Source organism: Micromonospora sp. CNZ295 (genome assembly GCF_004217535.1).
In genome coordinates, this window is the sequence record NZ_SHKZ01000001.1 from 3,191,444 (window position 1) to 3,218,406 (window position 26,963).

The following is a 26,963-nucleotide window of genomic DNA, read 5'->3' on the forward strand; positions in this document are numbered from 1 at the left end:
TGGTTTTTGGGCGTTTTTCTGGGTTCAGGGTCGACCGCCACAGTGGTGCCGTGAAAACAGGCCGGGATCAGCGCGCGGGTACGCCCTTGACCACCACGCCGTCGGGCACGTCCCGCACCACGCAGGCGCCCGCCCCGACCGTGCTGTCCCGCCCGACCCGCAGGTCCTCCAGCACCGCCGCCGTGGCTCCGATCAGCGCGCCCTCCGCCAGCTGGCAGCCACCGGAGACGGCGGCGAGCGGATGGACCGAGACGAAGTCGGCGAGCACGCAGTCGTGGCCGACCGTGGCGTTCTGATTGAGGTGGACGTGCCGGCCCAGCGTCACGTTCGTGGTGACGCGGGCGCCCGCGAAGGCGAGGAATCCGGGCCCGTACCGCGCGTCCGGCCCGATCGTCGCCGCCGGGTGCACGAGACTCGCGGCCGGCGTGCCGTACGAGTCGATCCGCGTGGCGACGGCCCGCCGTATCCGGGGGTCACCGATCGCGATGACGTGATGGGTGTCCGGTGGGGCGTCGTGCAGCCACCCGAGCCCGCCCAGGTAGGGCACTTCCAGCCGCTGGACCCGCTTCAGGTCTTCCTCGGCGGGCCGGTCGTCGACGAATCCGACCAGCCGCCAACGGGGTCCGCCGGCGACCGCCACGGCGCGGGCGATGGTCAGCACCTCCCGGCCGTGACCGCCGCAGCCCACGATGACCAGCGGCGTCACGCCGGCGTCACCTTCGACCGGCCGGCCAGGAACTCCTCGATCGTGCCGAGCACGGTGGCGATCTGCCGCTCGGTGCTGGCACTGCCGCTGGGCAGCGTCAGCCCCTCCGCGAAGAGGCGGTCCGCGGCTCCGGTGAGCAGGCTCTCGTGACCGGCGTACGCGGGCTGCCGGTGCATGGGCTTCCACACCGGTCGCGTCTCGATGTGGCGAGCCGCCAGGTGGGCGGCGAGGTCGGCGGCCGACCATCCGGAGCGGTCCGGCCGGACCCGGATGACGGTCAGCCAGCAGTTGGACTCCGCGTCCTCGGCGCCGACGAGTTCCACACCGGGCACCGGGGCGAAGAGCTTGGCGTAGCGGTCGCGCAGCTGGCGGCGACGGCCGATCATTCCGTCCAGCCGCACCAACTGGGCCCGGCCAAGCGCGGCCAGCAGGTTGCTGAGCCGGTAGTTGTAGCCGGTCTCCCGGTGCTCGTAGTGGACGGTGGGCTCCCGTGCCTGGGTGGCCAGGTGTCGGGCGCGGGCCAGCAGCGGCAGGTCGTCGGAGACGAGCATCCCGCCGCCGGAGGTGGTCATGATCTTGTTGCCGTTGAAGGAGAGGGCGCCGACCCTGCCGAACGACCCGGCCGCCCGGCCGCGGTGCGCCGCCCCGAGGGCTTCCGCCGCGTCCTCGATCACCGGCACTCCCGCGTCCCGGCAGGCCGGCAGCAGCGCCGTGTAGTCAGCGCAGCTTCCGAACATGTCGACCGGGACGACCGCGGCGACCCGCTGGCCGCGAGCGCGCAGCCGGTGCAGCAGCTCGGTGAGCAGCGGCACGTCGAGGTTGCCGGTACGCGGGTCGCAGTCCACGAAGACCGGCCGGGCGCCGGTGTACCGGACGGCGTTCGCGGTGGCCACGAACGTCAGCGTGGGGACGACCACGACGTCGCCGGGCTCGACGCCCACCCCGAGCAGGGCGAGGTGCAGCGCCGCGGTGCCGGAGCTGACCGCGACCGCGCCCCGCGTGCCGACCCGGTCGGCGACCTCGCTCTCGAAGGCGTCGAGGTCCGGGCCGACCGGTGCGACCCAGCCGGAGCGCAGGGCCGCGACGAGGTACGACTCCTCGAGCGGCCCGACATCCGGCGGGGAGAGATAAACGGTGTCCGTCATCGGTGTCCGCCCTGCTGAGCTGTCGCCACCGGTCGGCGTGCCGCCTCCCTCGTGCTGCCGAGGAATTCCGGCGCGGTGGCCATGCCGGCCGCCGAGATTCCCTCCCGGCGAAGTACGGTCCGCACCGTCGCGGCCAGGATCGACAGGTCGAGCCGGAGACAGCGGGTGTCGACGTACTCCACATCGAGGTCGAACTTCGCCTCCCAGCTCAGCTCGTTGCGACCGCTCACCTGGGCCAGACCGGTGACGCCCGGCCGCACCTCGTGCCGCCGGAACTGCGTCGGCGAGTAGCGGGGAAGGTACTGCGGCAGCAGTGGGCGCGGGCCGACGAGGCTCATGTCGCCCCGCAGCACGTTCCAGAGCGTGGGCAGCTCGTCCAGACTGGTGGAGCGCAGCCAGCGGCCGAGCGGCGTGAGCCGGTCGGCGTCCTCGACGAGGCCCCGGCGGGGATCCAGCGGACGCATCGTCCGGAACTTGACCAACTCGAAGGGCTCGCCGTAGCGGCCGGTGCGGTCCTGGCGGAACAGGACGGGGCGGCCCAGCCCCACGGCGACCACCAGCGCCACCGTGGCCAACACCGGCGCGAGCGCCGCGAGCAGGATGGCGGCCGCGACGACGTCGAGAGCGCGCTTCCCGCGGTCGGACCGGACTGGTCTCGGAGGACCCTCGGGCGTGATCACACCAGGAACCGGCACCGTTCCTACCTCCAGGATAATCGGACAAACAGCTCACAACGGTTGTATCAGGCACGGACGTGAGAGACATCTCAAACAGGCACAGTCGGTGCTGATCCCGTCGGAACAACGCGGAGGTGGACGCGAGGAAACGGCTAATCGCCGGGCTGGGGTGGGGTCTACGAACCGAACGACGCCCTGCTCAAGCCGAAGGTGCGACAGTCCTGGCGAGGTGGCTCAGCCGGCGTCGGCCAGCCGCCGGGTGAGCATCGTCCGCAGTGGAAGGGACTCACCGTCGCGGCCACCCGCGCCGACGACCAGCGGCGCCGGGCTGGGCTGCGGGTCCGCGCCGAACAGCCGGGCCCGCAGGCCACCGGGCACGGAAAGCAGGTGGAAGCGGCCGTCGACGTCGACCGCCCGGGTGCGGGCCCGGTCGACGTACCAGCCGCGCAGGCGCGTCCGGTAGCGCCCCCGGCCGTCGTAGGAGTGGGCCGTGAGGCGCTCAGGGGGCAGGCCGCGCCGGCGGGCCTCCGCCACGAACCAGGCGACCAGCTCGGCGGCCTCCGCGGCCTCGGCGGCCCGCCGGCTCTCGTCGGCCGCGGCGTGCGCGGCCACCGCCTGCCGTCGCTGCTCCCGCCAGTCCCGGCCGTCCCGCTCACCCACGACCGCGACGGTACGCCCGATCGTCAGTCCTCGTCCGTCGGGCTGGGGCGGTTCCTGGCAATCCAGGCCCGCACTTCCTTGCCGTCCCAGACGCGGCCCATCTTCAAGGTGGCGAGTGGGTCGGGGAATCCCTTGCGGCCCACGATGATCGTGGCGCGCTGTTTGCTGATTCCGCCGAGCAGATCACGGATCTCATCCAACCCAAGCAGCTCCACATGCTGACGGTATGGCCGGTAGGAGGTGCACCTAGGAGGTCTGGGTGAGACAACTCCTGAGGGGGTTGCCCAAGTACAACCACTTGTGATGCGATGAGTCAGTGACGGCCCACGGACCTGTTCTGCTCATCTGGACCTGTGCGGCGTGCGGCTCGCCCTGGCCGTGCCCCACCCCCCGGCGGGAGTTGCTGGCCGAGTACGACGGCGCCCCGGTGTCCCTCGCGATTTACCTGGCCGCACACCTGGTGTCTGCCTCGCAGGACATGGGTTGGGCCCCCGCCGGCGCTCTGCACCGCAGGTTCCTCGGGTGGCTGCCGTGAGCCGAGTCGATCCGGGAGACGAGAAGTTCCACTACTCCGACAACTCGCACAGGTGGATACCGCCGGACCCCGACTTCCCGCAGGAGGTGTGGGACGAGATGGTCCGGCAGCACAAGGAGAAGCACCTCCGGCCACCGAAGCGGCCTCGGATCATGCGCCGTTCGATCTGACCGTGACCCCGGTGCCGCCGCGGGCGGGCCGCTGCTTCCGGCCCGCCCGCGGCATCGGCTCCGGCTACGCCAGTCCGGCGCGGCGCAGCGCGTCCGCCATCGCGTCGTTGGTCGGGGGCGGCGTCGCGCCGCGACCCTGCCGCGGCTGCCCGCCGCGACCGCCCTGGCTGGCACCGCGCCCGCCCTGACCGCCGCGTCCGCCGGCGCCGCCCTGGCCACCGGGCCCGCCGGCGCCGCCGCGCCCGCCCGAGCCGCCCGGACCGCCGTCCCCACGCCGGCCACCACGGTCGCCGCCGCGCTCGCGTCGCCCGCCGTCCGCGCCGCCCCGGCTCGCGTCCGCGTCGTCGTCCAGGCGCAGGGTCAGCGAGATGCGCTTGCGCGGTACGTCGACGTCGAGCACCTTCACCTTCACCACGTCGCCGGACTTGACCACCTCGCGCGGGTCCCGGACGAAGGTGCGGGACATCGCCGACACGTGCACCAGCCCGTCCTGGTGCACGCCGACGTCCACGAACGCGCCGAAGGCGGCGACGTTGGTGACCACGCCCTCCAGGATCATGCCGGGAGAGAGGTCGGCGATCTTCTCCACGCCCTCGGTGAAGGTGGCCGTCCGGAACTCCGGGCGCGGGTCGCGGCCGGGCTTCTCCAGCTCGGCGAGGATGTCGGTGACGGTCGGGAGACCGAACGTGTCGTCGACGAAGTCGGTGGCCCGCAGCCCGCGCAGGATGCTGCTCCTGCCGATGATCGACCGCAGGTCCTGCTTGGTGGCGGTGAGGATCCGCCGCACCACCGGGTACGCCTCGGGGTGCACGCTGGAGGAGTCCAGCGGGTCGTCGCCGCCGGGGATGCGCAGGAAGCCGGCGCACTGCTCGAACGCCTTCGGGCCGAGCCGCGGCACCTTGCGCAGGTCGGCCCGGGTGCGGAACGGCCCGTTGGCGTCCCGGTGCAGCACGATGTTCTCGGCCAGCCCGGCGCCGATGCCGGAGACCCGGGTGAGCAGCGGCGCGGAGGCGGTGTTCACGTCGACGCCGACCGCGTTGACGCAGTCCTCGACCACGGCGTCCAGCGACCGGGACAGCTTCACCTCGGACAGGTCGTGCTGGTACTGCCCGACGCCGATCGAGCGCGGGTCGATCTTCACCAGCTCGGCGAGGGGGTCCTGGAGACGGCGGGCGATGGAGACCGCGCCGCGCAGCGACACGTCCAGCCCGGGCAGCTCCTGGGCCGCGTACGCGGACGCCGAGTAGACCGACGCGCCGGCCTCGGAGACGACGATCTTGGTGAGGTTGAGCTGCGGGTGCCGCTTGATCAGCTCACCGGCGAGCTTGTCGGTCTCCCGGCTCGCCGTGCCGTTGCCGATCGCCACCAGCTCGACGCGGTGGGCGGCGGCCAGCCGGGCGAGGGTCTCGATCGAGGCGTCCCACTGCCGGCGCGGCTCGTGCGGGTAGATCGTGTCGGTGGCGACGACCTTGCCGGTGGCGTCGGCCACCGCGACCTTCACCCCGGTCCGCAGGCCCGGGTCCAGGCCCATCGTCGGGCGGGCGCCGGCCGGCGCGGCCAGCAGCAGGTCACGCAGGTTGGTGGCGAAGACCCGGACGGCCTCCTCCTCGGCCGCCTGCCACAGTCGCATCCGCAGGTCCGCGCCGAGGTGGATGAGGATCCGGGTACGCCACGCCCAGCGCACCGTGTCGGCCAGCCACCGGTCGGCCGGGCGGCCCTGGTCGCCGATCCCGAAGCGGCCGGCGATGGCCGCCTCGTACCGGGTCGGGCCGGTCGCGACCGGGTCGGAGTCGCCCTCCGGCTCCGGGTCCATCGTCAGGTCGAGCACACCCTCCTTCTCGCCCCGGAACATGGCGAGGATCCGGTGCGAGGGCAGCCTCGGGTACGGCTCGGCGAAGTCGAAGTAGTCGGCGAACTTGGCGCCGGTGCTCTCCTGACCCTCGCGTACCCGGGAGACGAGCCGGCCCCGCGACCACATCTGCTCCCGCAGCGTGCCGATGAGGTCGGCGTCCTCGGCGAACCGCTCGATGAGGATGGCGCGGGCGCCGTCCAGCGCGGCGGCCGCGTCGGCGACGCCCTTGTCGGCGTCGACGAACCCGGCGGCCGTCTCGCGCGGGTCCCGCGACGGGTCGGCGAGCAGCGTCTCGGCCAGCGGCTCCAGGCCGGCCTCCCGGGCGATCTGCGCCCGGGTCCGCCGCTTGGGCTTGTACGGCAGGTAGATGTCCTCCAGCCGGGACTTCGAGTCGGCCGCCATGATCTGCGCTTCCAGGGCCTCGTCGAGCTTGCCCTGGCCGCGGATCGACTCCAGGATCGCGGCGCGTCGTTCGTCCAGCTCCCGCAGGTACCGCAGGCGCTCCTCGAGGGTGCGCAGCTGCGTGTCGTCGAGCAGGCCGGTGGCCTCCTTGCGGTAGCGGGCGATGAACGGCACGGTCGCGCCGCCGTCGAGCAGCTCCACGGCCGCGCGTACCTGGCGCTCGGCGACGCCGAGCTCCTCGGCGATCCGCTGATGAACAGTGAGGGTCACGATCTCGATCCGCCTTCAAGAGTGGTTTCCGCCGTGCATTCTGCCGCGCTAGCGTTGCGATCATGGAACCACCTGCGGAGCCCCGGGCGCGCCGGCTCTTCGGCGGCAGCGCGCGGACGCTGGGCGACCTGGCCGCGAGCCCGTTCCGCGCCGACCGGGACCGCATCGTCGGCTCGCCCTTCTTCACCCGCTTGAACGGGGTGACCCAGGTGGTCAGCCCCGGCGGTTCGGGGCTGCTGGTGCACAACCGGCTCACCCACAGCCTCAAGGTGGCGCAGGTGGCCCGGGCGATCGCCGAGCGACTCACGGCCGACGACCGGCACCGCGACCTGCTGGAGAAGCTGGGCGGCTGCGACCCGGACGTGGTGGAGGCGGCGGCGCTCGCCCACGACCTGGGCCACCCGCCGTTCGGGCACCTGGGGGAGCGGGTGCTGGACCGGCTGGCCCGCCAGCGGCTCGGGCTCGCCGACGGGTTCGAGGGCAACGCCCAGTCGTACCGGATCGTCACCTCCACCGAGATCCGCGGCGCCGCGACCACCGGCCTGGACCTGACCGCCGCGGTGCGGGCGGCCATGCTCAAGTACCCGTGGACCCGGCTGGACCACCCGGATCCGCACCCGCGCCTGCTCGACCCGGCCCCGCGCGGTGCGGCCCCGCCGCCGGACGACCCGGCCAGCGGGTCGACGAAGTTCGGGGCGTACCGGACCGAGCTGGACGACCTGCGTCAGGCGCGGGAGCCGTTCGCCGGGCGGATCGCCGACTGGCAGCAGACCGTCGAGGCGTCGGTGATGGACACCGCCGACGACATCGCGTACGCGATCCACGACGTGGAGGACTTCTACCGGGTCGGCGTGCTGCAGCAGGGCGCGGTGGCCGCCGAGCTGACCGCGTGGCAGCGCGACTGCGGCCACCTGCGGGCCATCACCGAGCCGGCGCTGGCCAGCGCCGCCCGCCGGCCCGGCTCGGCGATCGAGCGGCTGCGCCGCCAGCTGCACCGCAAGGACGGGTGGATCGCCGACGACGAGGCGTTCGCCGCCGCCGTCGAGCACGTCCGCGAGGAACTGGTGGACGGGCTGCTGGCGGTGCCGTTCGACGGGTCGATCGAGGCCGAGCAGTACGTCGCCCGCTTCTCCGCCCGCTGGACGACCCGGTTCGTGGACGCGATCACCGTGGTGGAGGCGCCGTCGGTGCGTTCCGGCCATGTCCTGCTCGCCCCGGCGCAGTGGCACGAGGTGCAGGTGCTCAAGTTCGTGCACCACCGGTTCGTGCTGGCCCGGCCGGACCTGGCGCTGCATCAGCGCGGCCAGGCCCGGCTGCTCGGCACGTTGGTCGAGGCGTTGCTGGACTGGCTGCTCGACCCGGAGGAGGAGTCGCGGTTGCCGCGCCGGCTGCACGACCTGGTCGAGCTGGCCGAGGCGGAACTGCACCCGAGGACACCGGACCGGATCGGCAAGGCCCGGGGCCGGGCGATCGTCGACTTCGTCGCACAGCTCACCGACGGTCAGGCGGTGGCCATGCTGGACTCGCTCTCCGGCCGCTCCGGCGCCCTCTGGACCGACGCCTTCGTTCTCTGACCGGAAATCGGCTGTTCCTTGATGTTTGTCTGGTTTGATGCTCCCGTGGCCATTGGAGCAGATGATGGCGCAGTGCCCTCTGCTGCCGGAGGGCAAGCTGTAGACGAAGGGAGCCAGAGATGACGAAACGGATCGTCTGGATCAGTTTCGACACCGCCGCCAAAGCGTGCCTGGAGGCCGCCGCGGAGGTGGGGGCGGAGATCGCCGGTATCGTCACGCTGCCAGGCCCGGTACGTCCGGAGGTCTCCGGCATGTGTTGTTACGACGACGCCGCTGAGCGGTTCGGGGCGCGACTCATCGAAACCCAGAACGTGAACAGCCCGGACTGCATAGCCGCGATACGCCGGCTGGAACCGGACATGGTCTGGGTCGTCGGCTGGTCGCAACTCGTCCGTGAGGAGCTGCTCGCGGTGCCGCCCGGCGGCACGTACGGAATGCACCCGACGCTGCTGCCGCGGCACCGTGGTCGGGCACCCGTCGCGTGGGCGATCCTGAACGGGCTCGCCCGCACCGGTGTCACCCTGTTCGAGATCCCCGACGCCACCGCCGACTCCGGCGACATCGTGGGCCAGGTGCCCATCAGCGTCGCACCCGACGAGACCGCCACAACCCTCTACGCCAAGGTGGCAGAGGCGGAACTCGAGCTCGTTCGTACCTACTTCCCGCAGCTCGCGGCCGGGACCGCCCCGCGGATTCCGCAGGATCCGAAGCGGGCCAGCAACTGGCCCAAGCGCGTCCCCTCCGACGGGCTGATCGACTGGGAGACGCGGTCCGGTTACCTCGACGCCTGGGTCCGGGCGCAGACCCGGCCGTATCCGGGCGCGTTCACCTGGCTCGGCGACCGTCGGATGACCATCTGGAGCGCCCGTCCCGAACCGACGGCGGAGCCGGCGCCGGCCGGCACCGTGCTGGCCCACCGTCCCGACGGCGTCCTGGTGGCCGCCGGCGAGGGTGCCCTGCTGGTGCGCGAGGCGTCGGTCGACGACGGGCCCGACCTGCGCGACGTCGAGCTGCACCCGGCACTCGCTGTCGGGACGGTGCTCGGATGAACGCGCGACGAGTCCTCATCGTCGCCGCCCATCCCGACGACGAGATCCTCGGTATGGGCGGAACCATCGCCTGGCACACCGACCGGGGCGACGCGGTGCGCATCTGCTGCGTCACCGACGGATCGTCCACACAGTACGCCGGCGACCTGGAAATCCTGCAGCAGAAGTGCCAGGAGGCGCGCAAGGCGGCGGAGGTTCTCGGGGTCAGCGATTACGTCCATCTCGACCTACCCGACATGCGGCTGGACACCCTTCCGCACGTGGACGTCAATCGGGTCGTCGAGCGGCAGATCGCGGAGTTCCGACCGGACACCGTCTACTCGGTGCAGGGCGACGTGAACCTCGACCACCGGACGGTGTTCGAGTCGGTGGCGGTGGCCACCCGCCCGGTGCCGGGCCAGTGCGTGCGGCGGGTGTTCACCTACGCCCCCACGTCGAGCACGGAGTGGACCCCCGCCCCGGTCACCTGGTGGCAACCGAACTGGTTCGTCGACATAACCGCCACCTTGGAACGCAAACTCGAGGCATTCGGCCACTACCGGTCGGAGTGGCGGAACTGGCCGCACCCCCGCAACGACCGCGCCCTGCGCACACACGCGGAACACTGGGGCACGGTGATCGGGCGGGATGCCGCCGAGCCGTTCATGCTGATCCGCAACGTCGAGAGCGACTGGTAGCCGCGACCTTCCGCGGCCACCGGTCGTGTCCACCTCCGCCGTGGCCCGGATGAACGGGCCGCGGTGAAGGCGGCACGCGTCGTGCACAGACCGCCGCCTCGACCATGCCCACGGTCGGGCCGCCTGCTCCGCCGTGCGCCGACTCAGGCCACCGCCTGCCACCAGCCGTCCACCGGCGGCGGGTCGTCGACCACCACCCGCTCGCCCGGCCGGGGCACCGCCAGCCGTACGTCGCGGGCCTTCGCCTCGGCCCAGAGCCGGTCCACCGGCTCGGACCAGTCGTGCAGCGCGAGGTTGAAGGTCGCCCAGTGCACCGGGATCAGCAGCCCGCCCCGCAGGTCCAGGTGGGCGCCGACGGCCTCCTCCGGAAACATGTGGATGCTCGGCCACGCGCGGTCGTACGCGCCGATCTGCATCAGCGTCACGTCGAACGGCCCGTACGCGGCGCCGATCGCCCGGTACCCGTCGAAGTAGCCGGAGTCGCCGGTGTAGAAGACGGACCGGTGGGCGCCCGCGATCACCCAGGAACTCCAGAGGGTGCCGTCGCGGCGCAGGCCCCGGCCGGAGAAGTGCTGAGCGGGGGTGGCGGTCAGCCTCAGCCCGCCCGCGTCGTGCCGCTCCGACCAGTCCAGCTCGACGATGCGGTGCGCCGGGACGCCCCACCGGTCGAGGTGCGCGCCGACGCCGAGCGGCACGACGAACGGCGCGTCCTGCCGGGCGGTCAGCTCCCGCACGGTCGCCAGGTCCAGGTGGTCGTAGTGGTCATGGGAGATCAGGATCGCCGTGAGCGGGGGCAGCTCGTCGAGGCGTACCGGTGGCTCGTGCAGGCGTTTCGGGCCGACCAGGGCGGACGGTGAGCACCGCTCGCTCCACACCGGATCGATCAGCACGGCGTGCCCCTCGATCTCGATCAGCGCGGAGGCGTGCCCGTACCAGATGACGTTCAGCTCGGGGTGCGAGTCCGGGTTCGCCGGCGCCGGCGGCGGGCGCAGCAGCGGCACCGGTGCGCCGGGATGCCGTTTCTGCTTGCCGAAGATCAGCTCGCGGACGAGGTTCCGGTCCGGCGCGCCGGCCATCGAGCGGCTGCTCGCCGGGTTGCGGAACGTGCCGTCGCGGAACTGCGGGGAGCGGGCCGCCCGCTCGGCCCGGGCGCCGGTCAGCCGGCCGCCGAGCGCCAGCGGCACGTCCCGGGCCACCCACGCGAGGCCGGCCAGCGCGGCCAGTCCGGCCGCCCCGCCCAACCGCCGGCCGACGGGCGTACGCCGACGCCCGCGCTCCGCTGCTTCCCCCATCGCCGTCCCTCCCGCCGAGTCCCGGGTACACGGTAGCCGGACGTGTTAAGCCGGGACCCCTGCTCCGCCGCAGGCGTTGCGAAGGGGCCCTTCCTCACCCACGCCAGCCGCCGTGGAGCTGCTCGCTGGTCGGGTCGGGAGCGAACACGACCCCGTCGTGCGGCTCCACCGTCCGCTCGGTGAGCCCGGCCGCCCGCATCAGGGGCCCGACCAGGAGGTCGTACACGCCGGGCAGGACGGTGAACCCGAACCGCATGACGACGTTGGCCCGGCCCACCGAGACCTCGCGCCGCGGATGGTCGGCGAGGTCCACGATGGCCCGGGCGACCCGCTCCGGCGTGGTGACCGGCAGCGGCGGCCGGCCGAGCCGGCGCAGGTGGTTCGCCGCCCGCTGGTAGATGGGTGTGTCGACGCTGCCGGGGGTGACGACGCAGACGTGTACGCCCGGCGTCTCCCGGGCCTCCTGCTGGAGCGCCCGGGCCAGCCCCTGCACGCCCCACTTGCTCGCCACGTACCCGCTCATGTAGGGCGCGGTGATGTGCCCGAGCACCGATCCGGTGAGGATCAGGGTGCCTCCGCCGGAGGTGCGGAAGTGGCGCAGCGCCGCCCGTGCCACCGCCGCCGTCGCGAGCAGGTCGGTGCGGATCACCTGCTCGAAGACCTCCTCGGGCGTCTCGTCGAAGCGTCCGTACGCCATCACCGCCGCGGTGTGCGCCCACACGTCGACCCCACCGAACTCGGCGACGGCGGCCTCGACGATCGCCGCCGGCGCGCCGGGCCGGGCCAGGTCGGTGGGCACCGCCAGCGCGTGGACTCCGGCGGCGATGCACTCGGTGCGTACCTCGTCGAGGGACTCCGGTGCGCGGGCCGCGAGGACCAGGCGGTCCCCGCGGCCGGCGAACTCCCGGACCGCCGCCCGACCGATGCCGCTGGTCGCGCCGGTGACGACCACCGTGCGGCTCACGGTGTCAGCACGACCTTCACACACCCGTCCTGCTTCTTCTGGAACATCTCGTACGCCCGCGGCGCGTCGGCCAGCGGCAGTTGGTGGGTCCGCAGGTCCGTCACGCCGAGCGGGTCGTCGTCCCGGGCGAGCAGCGGGATGATCTCGTCGGTCCAGCGCCGGACGTGGCACTGGCCCATCCGCAGCTGGACGCCCCGGTCGAACATCTCCATCAGCGGCAGCGGGTCGACCTCGCCGCCGTACACACCGGAGATCGAGACGGTGCCGCCGCGCCGGACGGCCTTGAGCGCGGCCTTCAGTACGACGAGGCGGTCCACGCCCACCTTGTCGGTCATGGTCTGGGCCAGCTTGTCCGGCAGCAGCCCGGCGGCGGTCTGGGCGAGCTTGCCGAGCGGTGCGCCGTGCGCCTCCATGCCGACCGCGTCGATCACCGCGTCCGGGCCGCGCCCGTCCACGAGGTCGATCAGGGTGCCCGGCACGTCGTCGAGTTCGGTGACGTCGAGCACCTCGACGCCGTGCCGGCGGGCCATCTCGAGGCGTTCCGGCACGAGGTCCAGGCCGATCACCCGGTTGGCGCCGAGGTGCCGGCCGATCCGCGCGCAGAACTGACCCACCGGGCCGAGCCCGAAGACGGCGAGCGTGCCGCCGGGCGGGGTGTCGGCGAACTTCACCGCCTGCCAGGCGGTGGGGAGGATGTCGGAGAGGTAGAGCCACCGCTCGTCCGGGCCGGTCTCCGGGATCTTGATCGGGCCGAACTGCGCCTGCGGGACCCGCAGGTACTCCGCCTGCCCGCCGGGAACCGACCCGTAGAGCTTCGTGTAGCCGAACAGGGCGGCGCCCTTGCCCTCGGCGGTGACCTGGGTGGTCTCGCACTGGGCGTAGAGCTGGCGGTCGCACATCCAGCAGGAGCCGCAGGCGATGTTGAACGGCACCACCACCCGGTCGCCCGGGCGGAGCCGGGTCACCCCGGGCCCGACCTCCTCGACGATGCCCATCGGCTCGTGGCCGAGCACGTCGCCGGGTTTGAGGAACGGCCCGAGCACCTCGTAGAGGTGCAGGTCGGAGCCGCAGATCGCGGTGGAGGTGATCCGGACGACGGCGTCGGTCGGCTCCTCGATGCGGGGGTCGGGAACCTCCTCGACCCGTACGTCCCGCTTGCCCTGCCAGGTCACTGCCTTCATGTCCGGATGTCCCCTCTCGGTGGCCTCCGGGAGGGTGCTACCCGCACAGCGCCGCTTGAACCGGGCACGGGGACGAATCGGGCCGCCGCACCTCGCGGGTGCGGCGGCCCGTTCTGGTCCCGGCGCGAGCCGTCAGGAGCCGGGCGTGTTGTCGCGCCCCTTGGCGGTGGCGGCGAGGTAGTCCCGGTTGAGCCGGCCGATGGTGTTCAGCGGAATGCCCTTCGGGCAGACCACCGTGCACTCGCCCGCGTTGGTGCAGCCGCCGAAGCCGGCCTCGTCGTGCGCGTCCACCATGCCGATCACCCGGGTGTACCGCTCCGGCTGGCCCTGCGGCAGCAGCGAGAGCTGGGTGACCTTGGCGGCGGTGAAGAGCATGCCGGAGCCGTTCGGGCAGGCCGCCACGCAGGCGCCGCAGCCGATGCAGGCCGCCGACTCGAAGGCGGCGTCCGCGTTGGCCTTGGCCACCGGCACCGAGTGCGCCTCCGGGGCGCTGCCGGTCGGGGCGGTGATGAAGCCGCCAGCCGCGATGATCTTGTCGAACGCGTTGCGGTTGACCACCAGGTCCTTGATGACCGGGAAGGCCCGGGCCCGCCAGGGCTCGATGTCGATCGTGTCGCCGTCGGAGAACTGCCGCATGTGCAGCTGGCAGGCGGTGGTGCCGCGCTGCGGCCCGTGCGCGTTGCCGTTGATCATCAGGCCGCACATGCCGCAGATGCCCTCGCGGCAGTCGTGGTCGAACGCCACCGGTTCCTCGCCGGCGAGGATCAGCCGCTCGTTGAGCACGTCGAGCATCTCCAGGAAGGACATGTCCGGGGAGATGTCCTCGACCTGGTAGGTCACCATCCGACCCTTGTCCTCAGGGCCCTTCTGGCGCCAGATGCGCAGGGTCAGGTTCACTTGTAGCTCCGCTGCGTGGGGTGGACGTATTCGAACTTCAGGTCTTCCTTGTGCAGCACCGGCTGCTCGGCGCCGTACTCCCAGGCCGCCACGTACGCGAACCGCTCGTCGTCGCGCTGCGCCTCGCCGTCCTCGGTCTGGTGCTCGGCGCGGAAGTGGCCGCCGCAGGACTCCTCGCGGTGCAGGGCGTCGATGCACATCAGCTCGGCCAGCTCGAAGAAGTCGGCCACCCGGCCGGCCTTCTCCAACGACTGGTTGAGCCCGTCGGCGTCGCCGATGATCCGCACCCGCTGCCAGAAGTCGTCGCGCAGCGTCCGGATCTCGTCGATCGCCTTGCGCAGGCCGGCCTCGGAGCGCTCCATGCCGCAGTGCTCCCACATGATCTGGCCCAGCTCCCGGTGGAACGAGTCCACGGTCCGGTCGCCGTTCACCGCCAGCAGCCGCTGGATCCGGTCCTCGACGGTGCGCCGCGCCTCGACCGCCGCCGGGTGGCTCGCCTCGACCCGGTCGAACGGGCCGCCGGCCAGGTAGTTGGCGATGGTGTTCGGCAGGACGAAGTAGCCGTCGGCGAGGCCCTGCATGAGCGCCGAGGCGCCCAGCCGGTTCGCGCCGTGGTCGGAGAAGTTGGCCTCGCCGATCACGAACAGGCCGGGGATGGTCGACTGGAGGTCGTAGTCGACCCAGAGGCCGCCCATCGTGTAGTGCACGGCGGGGTAGATCCGCATCGGGACCTCGTACGGGTCCTCGCCGGTGATCCGCTCGTACATCTCGAAGAGGTTGCCGTACTTCGCCTCGATGGCCTTGCGGCCGAGGCGCTGGATCGCGTCGGCGAAGTCCAGGTAGACGCCGAGCCCGCCGGGGCCGACGCCGCGACCCTCGTCGCAGACGTTCTTCGCGGCGCGGGAGGCGATGTCCCGGGGCACCAGGTTGCCGAAGGAGGGGTAGATCCGCTCCAGGTAGTAGTCCCGCTCGTCCTCGGGGATCTCGCGGGGGTCGCGGTTGTCGCCCTTCGTCCTCGGCACCCACACCCGGCCGTCGTTGCGCAGCGACTCGCTCATCAGGGTCAGCTTCGACTGGTGGTCGCCGGAGACCGGGATGCAGGTCGGGTGGATCTGCGTGTAGCAGGGGTTGGCGAAGTACGCGCCCTTGCGGTGCGCCCGCCAGGTGGCGGTGACGTTGCAGCCCTTGGCGTTGGTGGAGAGGTAGAAGACGTTGCCGTACCCGCCGGAGGCGAGCACCACCGCGTCCGCGAACTCGGTGGTGATCTCGCCGGTGACCAGGTCCCGGACGACGATGCCCCGGGCCCGGCCGTCGACGACGATCAGCTCCAGCATCTCGTGCCGGGCGTTCATCTCCACGTTGCCGAGGCCGATCTGCCGCTCCAGCGCCTGGTACGCCCCGAGCAGCAGCTGCTGGCCCGTCTGGCCCCGCGCGTAGAAGGTGCGCTGCACCTGCGCCCCACCGAAGGAGCGGGTGTCGAGCAGGCCGCCGTACTCGCGGGCGAACGGGACGCCCTGCGCCACGCACTGGTCGATGATGTTGACGGAGACCTCGGCCAGCCGGTGCACGTTCGACTCCCGGGAGCGGAAGTCGCCGCCCTTGACGGTGTCGTAGAAGAGGCGGTGCACCGAGTCGCCGTCGTTGCGGTAGTTCTTGGCGGCGTTGATGCCGCCCTGGGCGGCGATGGAGTGCGCCCGGCGCGGGCTGTCCTGGTAGCAGTAGGACTTGACCTGGTAGCCCTGCTCGGCGAGGGTCGCCGCCGCGGAGCCGCCGGCCAGGCCGGTGCCGACCACGATCACCGTCATCTTGCGCCGGTTGGCCGGGTTGACCAGCTTGGCCTCGAAGCGGCGACGTTCCCAGCGGGTCTCGATCGGGCCGTCGGGAGCCTTGGCGTCGGCGATCGGGTCGCCTTCGGTGTAGAGAACCATGATCAACGCACCAATCCGGTGAGTACGGCGAACGGGACCACCAGGTAGCCGGCGCTCAGCGCGACGGCGAACACCAGGGCGAGGCTGCGGGCGCGCGCCTCACCCTTCGGCGTCTGCTGGCCCAGGCTGCGGAAGGCGCTGAACGCGCCGTGGCGCAGGTGGAAGCCGAGGGTGACCACCGCGAGCGTGTAGAAGAGGGTCACGTACCACCGCTCGGGGGCGAAGTCCGCGACCACGTTGGCCTGCGGCCGGGTCGGGTCGCCGACCGGGTTCAGGTGGCCGGTGGTCAGGTCCAGGATGTGGTAGACCACGAACAGGGCGATGATCACGCCGCCCCACCGCATGGTGCGCGCGGCGTAGCTGCCCTGGACCTTCTTGCGGTGGGCGTACCTGACCGGGCGGGCGGCCCGGGCCCGCAGCGCCAGCACGGTCGCCGCCCAGATGTGCGCGACCAGCGCGACCAGGAGCACGCCGCGCTGCAGCCACAGGTACCAGCCGTACGGGAGCAGCGGCTCGCCCAGCTCGCGCAGCCAGTGGGCGTAGTGGTTGAAGTCCTCGGACCCGGTGAAGATCTTCAGGTTGCCGAGCATGTGGGCGATGAGGAACAGCACCAGCAGAATGCCCGTCACCGCCATGACGGCCTTGAGGCCGACATTGGAGCGGATGGGCGACCGGGTTCTCGTCGTGACTACCACCCGACCGACGCTAGGAGCAGTTTGATCAGTCGTCCAATGCATCGACCTCGCAGTCTTGATAGCCATAGGCTATCCAGATGCAGCTGCATCAGCTCCGGTACTTCGTGGCGGTCGCAGAAGTACGACATTTCACCCAGGCGGCCGACCTGGTCGGCATCACCCAGCCCTCGTTGAGTAAGCAAATTCACGCGCTGGAGACCGACCTCGGCACCCCGCTCTTCGAGCGGGTAAGGGGCAAGATCGGGCTGACCACGGCGGGGGAGGTGCTGCTGCCGCTCGCCAAGCGGATCCTCGCCGACGTGGACACCGCCACCCGGGAGGTCCAGGAACTGGTCGGTCTCCGGCGCGGCCGGGTCCGCCTCGGCGCCACCCCCAGCCTGGCGACGTCGCTGGCCCCGCCGGTGCTGCGCCGCTACCGCGACGCCCACCCGACGGTCGACCTGCGGGTGGAGGAGGGCGGCTCGCAGGACCTGGTGCGCGACCTGCTCCGCGGCGACCTCGACCTGGCGCTGATCATCGCGCCGGCGGCGGGCGCCGACCCGGGGCTGCGCACCGACGCGGTCCTGACCGAGCGGCTGGTCGTCGCCAGCGTCGACCCGCTTCCCGGGGCGTCCCCCGGCGGCGAGGTGCGCGTCTCGGACCTGCGCGACCAGCCGCTGGTCATGTTCCGGGAGGGCTACGACCTGCGCGAGGCGACCCTGCAGGCCTGCCGGGACGCCGGTTTCGAGCCCCGGATCTCCGTCGACGGCGGGGAGCTGGACGCCGTGCTGAGCTTCGTCGAGGCCGGGCTGGGTGCCGCCCTGGTGCCCGGCAGCGTCGTGGCCCGCCGCCCCGGCGTCCACGTCACCCGGCTCGCCCCGCCCGGCGTCCGCCGTACCATCGCCGTGGCCCGCCGCCGCGATGTGGTCCCGACCCACGCCGGCCGCGAACTCCGCCGCATCCTGCTGGAGTACGTCCACGACGCCACCGCCGCCGCCCGACTCCCCGACGGCGTGGAACCCCTGTGACGGCTCCGCTCCCGCCCCCGGCGATCTTGCACTTTCCGCCCCGGCAAAAGCCGCGGAAAGCCCATATCGAGGGCATTAACTGCAAGATCGCGGGAGAGCGGGGGTGGGTCAGCCCGCCTCGGCGTCGTCCATGGCGCGATAGATGCGCTGCTCGCTCACCGGGTACGGGGTGCCCAGCGCCTGGGCGAAGACGTTCACCCGCAGCTCCTCGATCATCCAGCGGATCTGCCGGACGGCGGCCGACTGCCGTCTGGTGGGCGGCAGCGCGGCCAGCAGGTCCGCGTACTCCTTCTGCACGACCGCGATCCGGTCCTGCTGCTGTTTGTCGCGGGCCGGGTTGCCGGGCAGCCGGTCCAGCCGGCGCTCGATCGCGGTGAGATAGCGCAGCAGGTCGGGCAGGCGCGCGTACCCGGTCTCGGTGATGAAGCCGGCGTGGACCAGGCCGCCCAGTTGCGCCCGGATGTCGGCCAGCGCGGCCACCACGGCCAGGTTCCGGGTCGCGCCGAGGCGCTGCTCGACGGCGTACGCGGCGGCGAGCACCTTCCGGACGCGGTCCATCACCTCGACGACGGTGTCCACCAGATTGGCGCGGACCGTGTCGCGCAGCGCCGCGAAGCCCTCGGCGTCCCAGGCCGGGCCGCCCGCGTCGGCGATCAGCTTGTCGATCGCCGCGCCGGCCGCGTCCTCGATCAGCGCCTGCACGCCGCCGTGCGGGTTACGGGACAGCGCCAGTTTCGCCTCGTTCGACAGCCGGCCCTGGAGGAACTTCGCCGGCGCGGGCACGGTCAGCCGGAGCAGCCGGCGGGTGCCCGCCCAGTGCGCGGCCTCCTGCTCGGCGGGGGAGTCGAACACCTTCACCCCGACCGTCGCGCCGTCGTCCACCAGCGCCGGGTACGCCGTCACCGCGTACCCGGCCCGGACCTGCTCGATCGTGCGGGGCAGCGGGCCGATGCTCCACCCGGTCAGCCCGGTGCGGGCCACGTCCGGCGCGGCGGCCGCCACCACCTGGCGTACCTCCGCCTTGAGCTGGCGTTGCAGGGCCGGCAGGTCCTTGCCCTCGGCGACCGGCTCGTCGTCCTCGCCGAGTACCCGGAAGGTGACCCGCAGGTGCGGTGGCAGCTTCGCCACGTCCCAGGCGTCCCGGGGCACGGTCACGCCGGTCATCCGCCGCAGCTGCCGGGTCAGCGCGTCCAGCAGCGGCTCCTCGCCGGCGGGCAGCGCGGCGAGGGCGGCCCGGGCGTAGTCCGGCACCGGGACGAAGTTGCGCCGGATCGCCTTGGGCAGCGAGCGGATCAGCGCGATGACCAGGTCCTCGCGCAGCCCCGGCACCTGCCAGTCGAAGCTCTCCGCCGGCACCTGGTTGAGCAGCGGCAGCGGGATGTCGACCGTCACCCCGTCGGTCGGGGTGCCCGGGTCGAACGTGTACGTCAGCGGCAGGCGCACCCCGTCGGCCCGCCACTCGTCCGGGTAGTCGGCCTCGTCCAGCCCGCCCCGACCGGCGTTGACCAGCAGGTCGCGGGTGAACGTGAGCAGATCCGGCCGCTGCCGCCGCTCCTTGCGCCACCAGGCGTCGAAGTGCCGCCCGGAGACCACGTCGGCCGGGATGCGCTCGTCGTAGAACTGGAAGATGGTCTCGTCGTCGACCAGGATGTCCCGCCGCCGGGTCCGGTTCTCCAGCTCCTCCACCTCGTTCAGCAGCCGCTGGTTGTCCGCCCAGAACCGGTGGTGGGTGGACCAGTCCCCCTCGACCAGGGCGTGCCGGATGAACAGCTCGCGGCTCAGCGCCGGGTCGATCCGGCCGAAGTTGACCTTGCGGGAGGTGACGACCGGGATGCCGTACAGCGTCACCTTCTCGTAGGCCATGACGGCCGCCTGCTTCTTCTCCCAGTGCGGCTCGCTGTAGCTGCGCTTGACCAGGTGCTGGGCGAGCGGCTCGACCCACTCCGGTTCGATCCGCCCGTTCACCCGCCCCCACAACCGGGTGGTCTCCACCAGTTCGGCGGCCATCACCCAGCGCGGCGGCTTCTTGAACAGCGCCGACCCGGGGAAGAGGGCGAACTTCGCGCCACGCGCCCCCAGGTACTCGTGCTTCTGCGCGTCCTTCAGGCCGACGTGCGACAGCAGCCCGGCCAACAGGGACCGGTGCACCTTCGGGGTGTCGATCTCCTCCGGCAGGTCCGCGCCGGCGCCGCGGCCCCCGCCGCCGCCGTCGGGCGCGGCCTCGCGCCGACCGCGGGCGTTCTCCGGGGCACGCAGCACCTGCCGGAGCTGGCTCACGATGTCCTGCCACTCGCGCACCCGCAGGTAGTTGAGGTACTCCGCCTTGCACATCCGCCGGAACGCGCTGGACGACCGGGCCCGCTGCTGCTCGCGCAGGTACCGCCACAGGTTCAGGTACGCCACGAAGTCCGACTCCTGGTCGGCGAACCGGGCGTGCGCCTGGTCGGCCTGGGCCTGCTTCTCCACCGGCCGCTCGCGCGGGTCCTGGATCGACAGCGCCGCGGCGATCACGACCACCTCGGTGGCGCAGCCGTTGCGCTCGCCCTCCAGGACCATCCGGGCCAGCCGCGGGTCGACCGGCAACTGGGCCAGCCGCCGGCCGAGCGGGGTGAGCCGCTTCGCCGGGTCCGGCTCGGCCGGGTCCAGCGCGCCCAGCTCGTGCAGCAGGTTGACGCCGTCGGTGATGTTGCGCCGGTCGGGCGGGTCGATGAACGGGAAGGCGGCGATGTCGCCGAGCCCGATCGCGGTCATCTGGAGGATGACCGACGCCAGGTTGGTACGCAGGATCTCCGGGTCGGTGAACTCCGGCCGGGCCAGGAAGTCCGGCTCGTCGTAGAGGCGGATGCAGATGCCGTCCGAGGTGCGCCCGCAGCGGCCCTTGCGCTGGTTGGCCGACGCCTGCGAGACCGGCTCGATGGGCAGCCGCTGCACCTTCAGCCGGTTGGAGTAGCGGGAGATCCGGGCGGTGCCCGGGTCCACCACGTACTTGATGCCGGGCACGGTCAGCGAGGTCTCCGCGACGTTGGTGGCGAGCACCACCCGCCGCCCGGAGTGCGGGGCGAAGACGCGGTGCTGCTCGGCGGTGCTCAACCGCGCGTACAGCGGCAGGATCTCGGTGCCCAGCAGGGACCGCTTCTGCTGCACGAGCTTGCCGAGCGCGTCGGCGGTGTCCCGGATCTCCCGCTCACCGGAGAGGAAGACCAGGATGTCGCCGGGCCCCTCGGCGGCCAGCTCCGCCACCGCGTCGCCGATCGCCTGGATCTGGTCGCGGACGTTCTCCTCGTCCGCGTCGTGCTCGTCCTCGGTCTCCGTGACCTCGACCAGCGGCCGGTACCGCACCTCGACCGGGTAGGTCCGGCCGGAGACCTCGACGACCGGCGCCGGGTTGCCCTCGGCGTCGGCGAAGTGCTTCGCGAACCGGTCGGTCTCGATGGTCGCCGACGTGATGACGACCTTCAGGTCGGGACGGCTTGGGAGCAGCTGCTTCAGGTAGCCGAGGATGAAGTCGATGTTGAGGCTGCGCTCGTGCGCCTCGTCGACGATGATCGTGTCGTACTGGCGCAGCATCCGGTCGGTCTGCAGCTCGGCGAGCAGGATGCCGTCGGTCATCAGCTTGACCAGGCTCCGGTCGCCCACCTGGTCGGTGAAGCGCACCTTGTAGCCGACCACGTCACCCAGCTCGGTGCCCAGCTCCTCGGCGATCCGGTCGGCGACCGTACGCGCGGCGAGCCGGCGCGGCTGGGTGTGCCCGATCAGGCCGTGGACGCCCCGGCCCAACTCCAGGCAGATCTTCGGCAGCTGGGTGGTCTTGCCGGAGCCGGTCTCGCCCGCGACGATCACCACCTGGTGGTCGCGGATCGCCGCCGCGATGTCGTCCCTGCGCTCGCTGACCGGCAACGCCGGCGGGTACGTGATCGCCGGCACCGCGGCCCGCCGGCCCGCCAGCCGCTCCTCGGCCCGGGCCACGTCCGCGGCGATCTCGGCCAGCGCCGACTCCCGGCGCTGCGGGTCGCGCAGCTTCCGGACGCCGTCCAGCCGCCGCTGCAGGCGGCGCTGGTCGCGGAACATCAGGGGGCCCAGCCGGCGGTGCAGGTCGCGGACGGCGTCGGGCGCGGCGGAGGTGGCTTCTTTCGGCATGTCGCCGCCAAGGATAGGCAGCCGGGCCCGCCACCGCCCCCGGGTTACGGCGGGCGCGGCACCCCCGCCCGGTACGGCGCTCTAGAGTGGGGCGCCGACGTCGACCACGGGGGGCGCGGGACCATGACGATGCGGGACACCGACCGGGCGCTGCTGCAGGCGGCCACGGCGGTGGCGAAGCTGCGCTGCCGCAGCGCCCACCACACGGTGGCGGCCGCCGCGCGGACCGCCGACGGGCGGGTTGTCAGCGGGGTGAACGTCCGTCACGAGGGCGGCGAGGCCTGCGCCGAGATCGTCCTGGTCGGCACGGCCGCCACGCAGGGTGTCACCGAGCTGGAGACGATCGTCGCCGTCGGGGACCGCGGGCGGGAGATCCTCGCGCCCTGCGGGCGCTGCCACCAGGTGCTGCGCGACCACCATCCGGCGATCCGCGTGATCGTCGGCCCGCTGGACGCGCCACGCGCCGTGCCGGTCGACGACCTGCCCGGGTAGGACATCTCTCCCGGGCCGGCGGCCGCCCGCGCCGAGCCCGTCCGCCCGCCCCGGGCGCGGACCTCAGTCGCCGGCGGCGGCCTCCAGCATCGAGCGGGGGAGGGGGACGCTCTCGAAGCGGAGGATGCCCTCCGGCACCATCCAGCTCATCACCCGTACGGCCAGCCGGCCCGCCCGGACCGCCGGGTCGTTCGCGTACAGCTCGCGCGCCTCGTCGGGCGAGATGGAGAGCACCACGAAGCCGCGCAGCCGTTCGTCGTCCGCGTCCAGGAACGGCCCGGCCGCCAGGACGAGGCCCTGCTCCGCCAGCCCGGCCTGGTGGGCCAGGTGGGCGTCCTGAATCCGGTCGAGGGCGTCCTGCGGCAGCTCCGGTGCGTCCGCCGGGCGCACCAGAAGTACGACCGTGTGCTGGTCGAATCGCATCCCTTCAGAGTAGGGGGCGCCCGGCCGGGGCGTCGGCTCGATCGACCGGCGCCGGTTAGGCGCAGCCCACGGGGTCAGCTAAGGTAAGGCGAACCTAACCCCTGGTAGGAGACCTGTGACCACCCTCGCCGCCCGGCCCGCCCCGGCGGGATCCACCACCCGTGGGCGCGTCGGCCGTCGGTTGGCGGTCACCGGCGTCGCGGCGCTCGCGCTGGTGCTGGCCGTGCTGGCGAGCTTCGCCCTCGGCAGCCGGCCGATCCCCGTGGACCAGGTGTGGAACGCGCTGGTCGCACCGGACGGCGGCGAGGCCAGCACGATCGTCCGGGAGCTGCGGCTGCCGCGCACCGCCCTCGGCCTCGCCGTCGGGCTCGCGCTCGCGGTGGCCGGGGTGCTGCTCCAGGCGCTCACCCGCAACCCCCTCGCCGAGCCGCGCATCCTCGGCATCAGCGCCGGCGCCTCGCTCGGCGTCGTACTGGCCATCTCGGTCTTCGGGATCTCCACCCTCGCCGGGTACGTCTGGTTCGGCATCGCCGGGGCGCTCGGCGCCGGCGTACTCGTGTTCGCCGTCGCCACCCGCGCCCGCGAGGGCGCCAGCCCGGTCACGCTCGCGCTCGTCGGCGCGGCCCTCGACGCCAGCATCGCCTCCATCGTGTACGCCCTGCTCAGCATCGACGCGCGCACCTTCGAGGAGTACCGGTTCTGGGTGGTCGGCGGGCTGACCGGCCGGGACGTGTCGGTCGCCGGGCAGGTGCTGCCGTTCGTGCTCGCCGGCCTGGTGCTGGCCGCCCTCGTCGCGCGGGGCCTGGACGCGCTCGCCCTCGGCGACGACGTCGCGCGCGGGCTCGGCCACCGGATCGGGCTGATCCGCCTCGGCGGCGGAGCCGCCGCCGTGCTGCTCACCGGCGCCGCGGTCGCCGCCGCCGGGCCGATCGCGTTCGTCGGGCTCGCCGTCCCGCACCTCGCCCGCGCGCTGGTCGGCGCGGACCACCGCTGGACCCTCGCGGTCTCCGCCCTGCTCGGACCGGCGCTGCTGCTCGGCGCCGACGTCGTGGGCCGCCTCGTCGACCCGCCCGGGGAGGTGCCGGCCGGCATCGTCACGGCGCTGATCGGCGCGCCCCTGCTGGCGATCATGGTCCGCCGGGCGAAGGTGGTGACCGCGTGAGCGCCCCTGACCGCGCTGCCGGCCGCCCGCTGGTCACCGCGCCCCGCCGGCGGCCGGGGGTGGCCCGGTGACCGCCACCACCAGCGCGCTGCCCGGGCGGTCGCTGCTGCGGATCGGGCCGGTCGCCGTGCAGGTCCGCCGCCGCTCGGTGCTGGTCGCCGCCACGCTCCTGGCGCTGCTGCTCGCGGCCGGCGTGCTCAGCCTCTCCCTCGGCACCCCGTTCGTGGCCGCCGGGGACGTGCTGCGCGCGCTCTCCGGCGCCGGTACCCCGTACGACCTGGTGGTCCTCGACCTGCGACTGCCCCGGCTGGTGCTCGCGGCGGCGGCCGGCGCGGCGTTCGGAGTGGCCGGAACCCTCATCCAGAGCGTGGCGCGCAACCCGCTGGCCAGCCCGGACGTCATCGGCATCACCCAGGGCGCGGGTCTCGCCGCGACGGTCGCCCTGACCAGCGGGGCCGCCGCGGTCCTGGTCGCGCCGAGCGCCCTCGTCGGCGGGCTGGTCGCCGCCGGCCTGCTGCTCGCCCTCGGCGCCCGGCACGGCCTGGCCGCCCAGCGGTTCGTGCTCGCCGGGGTGGCGGTGGCGTTCGCGTTCCGGGCGCTCACCGAGGTGGTCATGCTCACCGCCGACCCGATCGACGGCCTGCGGGCGCAGATCTGGCTGATCGGCACCCTGGCCGGCAAGGGCTGGACGGAGACGGCGTGGATCGCCGTGACCCTGCTGGTGCTGGCACCGGTGCTGGCCTGGGCCGGCTGGGCCCTCAACAGCAGCGCCCTGGACGACGACACCGCCCGCGGGATCGGGCTGCGGCCGGTCGCCCGCCGGATCGGGCTGGCCGGCACCGGCGTGCTGGTCGCCGCGATGGTCACCGCGCAGGTCGGCGCGGTCGACTTCGTCGCGCTGGTCGCGCCGCAGCTGGCCCGGCGGCTGGTCCGCGCCGAACGCCCGCCGATGGTGTGCTCGGCGCTGCTCGGCGCGCTGCTGCTGGTGCTCGCCGACCTCGCCGGGCGCCGGCTGTTCGCGCCCACCCAGTTGCCGGCCGGGGTGCTCACCGCCGCCATCGGCGGCCCGTACCTGATGTTCCTGCTGCTCCGCGGTCACCGGAGGCCGTCGTGACGACCCCTGATGTCCCGCGCCGACGCCCTCGGAAGGAGGCGTGATGCTCTCCACACGCGACCTGGTCGCCGGGTACGACGAGCGGACCGTGCTGGACGGGCTCGACCTCGACCTGCCCCGCGACGCGTTCACCGTCATCGTCGGGCCCAACGCCTGCGGCAAGTCGACGCTGCTGCGCACCATGGCCCGGCTGCTCACCCCCCGCCGGGGCGCGGTGCTGCTCGACGGGGCCGCCATCCGCGACCTGCCCACCCGCGAGGTCGCCCGGCGGCTCGGCGTGCTGCCGCAGAGTCCGCTGGTGCCCGAGGGGGTCACCGTCGCGGACCTCGTCGGGCGCGGTCGGCAGCCGTACCAGCGGTGGTGGCGGCAGTGGTCGGCCGAGGACCGCGAGGCCGTGGACCGGGCGATGACCCTCGCCGACGTCGCCGGGCTGGCCGACCGCCCGGTCGACACCCTGTCCGGCGGGCAGCGACAGCGGGTCTGGATCGCGATGACGCTCGCCCAGGACACCGAGGCGCTGCTGCTCGACGAGCCGACCACCTTCCTCGACCTGGCCCACCAGGTCGAGGTGCTGGACCTGCTGCATCTGCTGCGTGCCGAGGGAGGCAGGACCGTCGTCGCCGTGCTGCACGACCTCAACCAGGCCGCCCGGTACGCCGACCACCTCGTCGCCATGCGGTCCGGTGCCGTGGTCGCGGCCGGGCCGCCCCGGGACGTCCTCACCGCCGACCTCGTCCGGGACGTGTTCGGGCTCGACTGCGTCGTCGTGCCCTGCCCGGTGACCGGCGCCCCGCTGGTGGTGCCCAACCTCACCAGCCCGTCCCTCGGGCGGCCCACCACCCGCGGCGGTCCGGCCGCCGGCGTGGACCCCTCCGCCCATTCCGTCGTGGCGGGCGCCGCTCCGGCGGCCCGTCCCTCCGCCGACGACGCGGCTCCGCCGCGCGCCGGCTCGTACCCCTCGAAAGGACACTGATGCGTCGTCTCGCCGCCGCCCTCACCGCGGCGCTCGCCCTCGGCGTCGGTCTCACCGCCTGCGGTGCGAGTGACCCGGTCGCCGGCACCGCCACCGGGGAGACCCGGGAGATCACCCACGCCATGGGCACCACCAAGGTGCCCGCCGACCCCAAGCGTGTCGTGGTGCTCGACACCGACAAGATCGACACCGTGCTCTCGCTCGGCGTCACCCCGGTCGGTGCCGCGACCGCCGGCGAGGCGAAGAGCTGGCCGACCTACTTCGGCGAGGACAAGCTCGCCGGCATCAAGGAGGTCGGGGTGCTCACCGAGCCCGACCTGGAGGTCATCAACGCCCTGAAGCCCGACCTGATCCTGGGCAGCAAGTTCCGCCAGGAGAAGTTCTACGACGAGCTGGCCGCGATCGCGCCGACCGTCTTCACCGAGAAGGTCGGCATCACCTGGAAGGAGAACTTCCTCCTCGACGGCGCGGCGCTCGGCAAGGAGCAGGAGGCGAAGGACCTGCTCGCGGCGTACGAGAAGCGGGCGGAGGACTTCGGCGCCAAGCTGGGCAACGCGGCCGACCGCAAGGTCTCGATCGTGCGCTTCGTGCCGGGCAACATCCGGGTGTACGGGCCGGACTCGTTCTCCGGCATCGTCATCGGCGACACCGGCCTGGGCCGGCCGGAGCGGCAGCAGCTTGCCGACAAGGAGGACAAGCGCTTCGACCTGGTCAGCCCCGAGCGGATCAGCGAGGTCGACGGGGACGTCATCTTCGTGACCGCGTACGGGGAGAAGGCCGCCGCCGAGCAGACCAAGCTCACGGCGGGCACCCTGTGGCGGGGCCTGCCCGCGGTCAAGGCCGGCAAGGCGCACGTCGTCTCCGACGAGATCTGGATGACCGGCATCGGGGTCGGCGCCGCCAACAAGATCATCGACGACCTGGAGAAGTACCTGACGGCGTGACCGACCCGCGCCGCGCGTGGCTGTGCGCGCCGCGTGT

At 73.0% G+C, this 26,963-nt stretch carries 24 protein-coding genes; 10 read left to right on the top strand and 14 right to left on the bottom strand.

The genetic code is table 11. The features are described 5' to 3' along the window. Positions 1 to 67: 67 nt before the first annotated feature. From EV376_RS15035 to EV376_RS15055, 5 genes are all read right to left on the bottom strand, one after another. A complete protein-coding gene (locus EV376_RS15035) occupies positions 68 to 706 on the bottom strand; it encodes an acetyltransferase (protein WP_130323748.1) in 639 nt (212 codons plus the stop codon). Next, positions 703 to 1,851, bottom strand: a complete 1,149-nt coding sequence (locus tag EV376_RS15040) for an aminotransferase class I/II-fold pyridoxal phosphate-dependent enzyme (RefSeq protein ID WP_130323750.1) — start codon at positions 1,849 to 1,851, stop codon at positions 703 to 705. Before EV376_RS15040 ends, EV376_RS15035 begins: the two co-directional genes overlap by 4 nt. Beyond that, entirely contained in the window at positions 1,848 to 2,546 is a 699-nt protein-coding gene (locus EV376_RS15045) for a sugar transferase (protein WP_486482644.1), read from the bottom strand. Before EV376_RS15045 ends, EV376_RS15040 begins: the two co-directional genes overlap by 4 nt. A gap of 216 nt (positions 2,547 to 2,762) precedes the next feature. Next, complete coding sequence (locus tag EV376_RS15050) at positions 2,763 to 3,188, bottom strand: hypothetical protein (protein ID WP_207228162.1); 426 nt, start codon at positions 3,186 to 3,188, stop codon at positions 2,763 to 2,765. Positions 3,189 to 3,211: 23 nt separating this feature from the next. Then, positions 3,212 to 3,403: a hypothetical protein gene (locus tag EV376_RS15055; RefSeq protein WP_130323754.1), complete on the bottom strand. Its 192-nt coding sequence runs from the start codon at positions 3,401 to 3,403 to the stop codon at positions 3,212 to 3,214. Positions 3,404 to 3,719: 316 nt separating this feature from the next. On the opposite strand from EV376_RS15055, the gene EV376_RS30195 reads away from it, so the two are divergent. Continuing rightward, positions 3,720 to 3,893: a hypothetical protein gene (locus tag EV376_RS30195; protein WP_165438011.1), complete on the top strand. Its 174-nt coding sequence runs from the start codon at positions 3,720 to 3,722 to the stop codon at positions 3,891 to 3,893. Positions 3,894 to 3,957: 64 nt separating this feature from the next. Here the strand turns inward: EV376_RS30195 and EV376_RS15065 are convergent, their stop codons facing one another. After that, positions 3,958 to 6,417: a Tex family protein gene (locus tag EV376_RS15065; protein WP_130323758.1), complete on the bottom strand. Its 2,460-nt coding sequence runs from the start codon at positions 6,415 to 6,417 to the stop codon at positions 3,958 to 3,960. Positions 6,418 to 6,479: 62 nt separating this feature from the next. On the opposite strand from EV376_RS15065, the gene EV376_RS15070 reads away from it, so the two are divergent. The 3 genes from EV376_RS15070 (at position 6,480) to EV376_RS15080 (ending at position 9,717) form a co-directional block, all read left to right on the top strand. After that, positions 6,480 to 7,991: a dGTP triphosphohydrolase gene (locus tag EV376_RS15070; protein WP_130323759.1), complete on the top strand. Its 1,512-nt coding sequence runs from the start codon at positions 6,480 to 6,482 to the stop codon at positions 7,989 to 7,991. A 119-nt stretch (positions 7,992 to 8,110) separates the two neighbouring features. After that, positions 8,111 to 9,040 carry a methionyl-tRNA formyltransferase gene (locus EV376_RS15075; RefSeq protein ID WP_130323761.1) on the top strand — a complete coding sequence of 310 codons (930 nt, stop codon included), beginning with the start codon at positions 8,111 to 8,113 and terminating at the stop codon, positions 9,038 to 9,040. Continuing rightward, positions 9,037 to 9,717 carry a PIG-L deacetylase family protein gene (locus EV376_RS15080; RefSeq protein WP_130323763.1) on the top strand — a complete coding sequence of 227 codons (681 nt, stop codon included), beginning with the start codon at positions 9,037 to 9,039 and terminating at the stop codon, positions 9,715 to 9,717. Before EV376_RS15075 ends, EV376_RS15080 begins: the two co-directional genes overlap by 4 nt. Positions 9,718 to 9,860: 143 nt before the next feature. On the opposite strand, the gene EV376_RS15085 is transcribed toward EV376_RS15080, so the two are convergent. The 6 genes from EV376_RS15085 to EV376_RS15110 all read right to left on the bottom strand — a co-directional run bounded on the left by EV376_RS15085 (position 9,861) and on the right by EV376_RS15110 (position 16,674). Then, positions 9,861 to 11,009, bottom strand: a complete 1,149-nt coding sequence (locus tag EV376_RS15085) for an MBL fold metallo-hydrolase (RefSeq protein WP_130323765.1) — start codon at positions 11,007 to 11,009, stop codon at positions 9,861 to 9,863. A 94-nt stretch (positions 11,010 to 11,103) separates the two neighbouring features. Further along, entirely contained in the window at positions 11,104 to 11,973 is an 870-nt protein-coding gene (locus EV376_RS15090) for an SDR family NAD(P)-dependent oxidoreductase (protein ID WP_130323767.1), read from the bottom strand. Next, entirely contained in the window at positions 11,970 to 13,154 is a 1,185-nt protein-coding gene (locus EV376_RS15095; protein WP_130323769.1) for a zinc-dependent alcohol dehydrogenase, read from the bottom strand. The genes EV376_RS15090 and EV376_RS15095 overlap by 4 nt, the downstream gene beginning before the upstream one ends. 132 nt (positions 13,155 to 13,286) lie before the next feature. Next, positions 13,287 to 14,051: a succinate dehydrogenase/fumarate reductase iron-sulfur subunit gene (locus EV376_RS15100; protein WP_130323771.1), complete on the bottom strand. Its 765-nt coding sequence runs from the start codon at positions 14,049 to 14,051 to the stop codon at positions 13,287 to 13,289. Further along, positions 14,048 to 15,979, bottom strand: a complete 1,932-nt coding sequence (locus tag EV376_RS15105) for a fumarate reductase/succinate dehydrogenase flavoprotein subunit (RefSeq protein WP_130323773.1) — start codon at positions 15,977 to 15,979, stop codon at positions 14,048 to 14,050. Before EV376_RS15105 ends, EV376_RS15100 begins: the two co-directional genes overlap by 4 nt. A gap of 2 nt (positions 15,980 to 15,981) precedes the next feature. After that, the gene (locus EV376_RS15110; protein ID WP_130323775.1) at positions 15,982 to 16,674 is read right to left on the bottom strand and encodes a succinate dehydrogenase cytochrome b subunit; all 693 of its coding nucleotides are present in this window, start codon (positions 16,672 to 16,674) and stop codon (positions 15,982 to 15,984) included. A gap of 71 nt (positions 16,675 to 16,745) precedes the next feature. On the opposite strand from EV376_RS15110, the gene EV376_RS15115 reads away from it, so the two are divergent. Further along, a complete protein-coding gene (locus tag EV376_RS15115) occupies positions 16,746 to 17,681 on the top strand; it encodes a LysR substrate-binding domain-containing protein (RefSeq protein WP_207228555.1) in 936 nt (311 codons plus the stop codon). A 108-nt stretch (positions 17,682 to 17,789) separates the two neighbouring features. On the opposite strand, the gene hrpA is transcribed toward EV376_RS15115, so the two are convergent. Continuing rightward, the gene (gene hrpA, locus EV376_RS15120; RefSeq protein ID WP_130323779.1) at positions 17,790 to 21,818 is read right to left on the bottom strand and encodes an ATP-dependent RNA helicase HrpA; all 4,029 of its coding nucleotides are present in this window, start codon (positions 21,816 to 21,818) and stop codon (positions 17,790 to 17,792) included. A gap of 123 nt (positions 21,819 to 21,941) precedes the next feature. Between hrpA and EV376_RS15125 the strand changes: the two genes are divergently transcribed. Beyond that, the gene (locus tag EV376_RS15125; protein WP_130323780.1) at positions 21,942 to 22,310 is read left to right on the top strand and encodes a cytidine/deoxycytidylate deaminase family protein; all 369 of its coding nucleotides are present in this window, start codon (positions 21,942 to 21,944) and stop codon (positions 22,308 to 22,310) included. Positions 22,311 to 22,373: 63 nt separating this feature from the next. Here EV376_RS15125 and EV376_RS15130 read toward each other — a convergent pair whose 3' ends face one another. Then, positions 22,374 to 22,733, bottom strand: a complete 360-nt coding sequence (locus EV376_RS15130) for a YciI family protein (RefSeq protein ID WP_130323781.1) — start codon at positions 22,731 to 22,733, stop codon at positions 22,374 to 22,376. A 115-nt stretch (positions 22,734 to 22,848) separates the two neighbouring features. Between EV376_RS15130 and EV376_RS15135 the strand changes: the two genes are divergently transcribed. From EV376_RS15135 to EV376_RS15150, 4 genes are all read left to right on the top strand, one after another. Then, complete coding sequence (locus EV376_RS15135) at positions 22,849 to 23,895, top strand: iron ABC transporter permease (protein ID WP_130323782.1); 1,047 nt, start codon at positions 22,849 to 22,851, stop codon at positions 23,893 to 23,895. A 67-nt stretch (positions 23,896 to 23,962) separates the two neighbouring features. Then, on the top strand, positions 23,963 to 25,009 hold the full coding sequence (locus EV376_RS15140) for an iron ABC transporter permease (protein ID WP_486482645.1): 1,047 nt from the start codon (positions 23,963 to 23,965) through the stop codon (positions 25,007 to 25,009). Between the two features lie 43 nt (positions 25,010 to 25,052). Beyond that, complete coding sequence (locus EV376_RS15145; RefSeq protein WP_130323783.1) at positions 25,053 to 25,982, top strand: ABC transporter ATP-binding protein; 930 nt, start codon at positions 25,053 to 25,055, stop codon at positions 25,980 to 25,982. Then, entirely contained in the window at positions 25,982 to 26,926 is a 945-nt protein-coding gene (locus EV376_RS15150; RefSeq protein ID WP_130323784.1) for an iron-siderophore ABC transporter substrate-binding protein, read from the top strand. The genes EV376_RS15145 and EV376_RS15150 overlap by 1 nt, the downstream gene beginning before the upstream one ends. Positions 26,927 to 26,963: the final 37 nt, after the last annotated feature.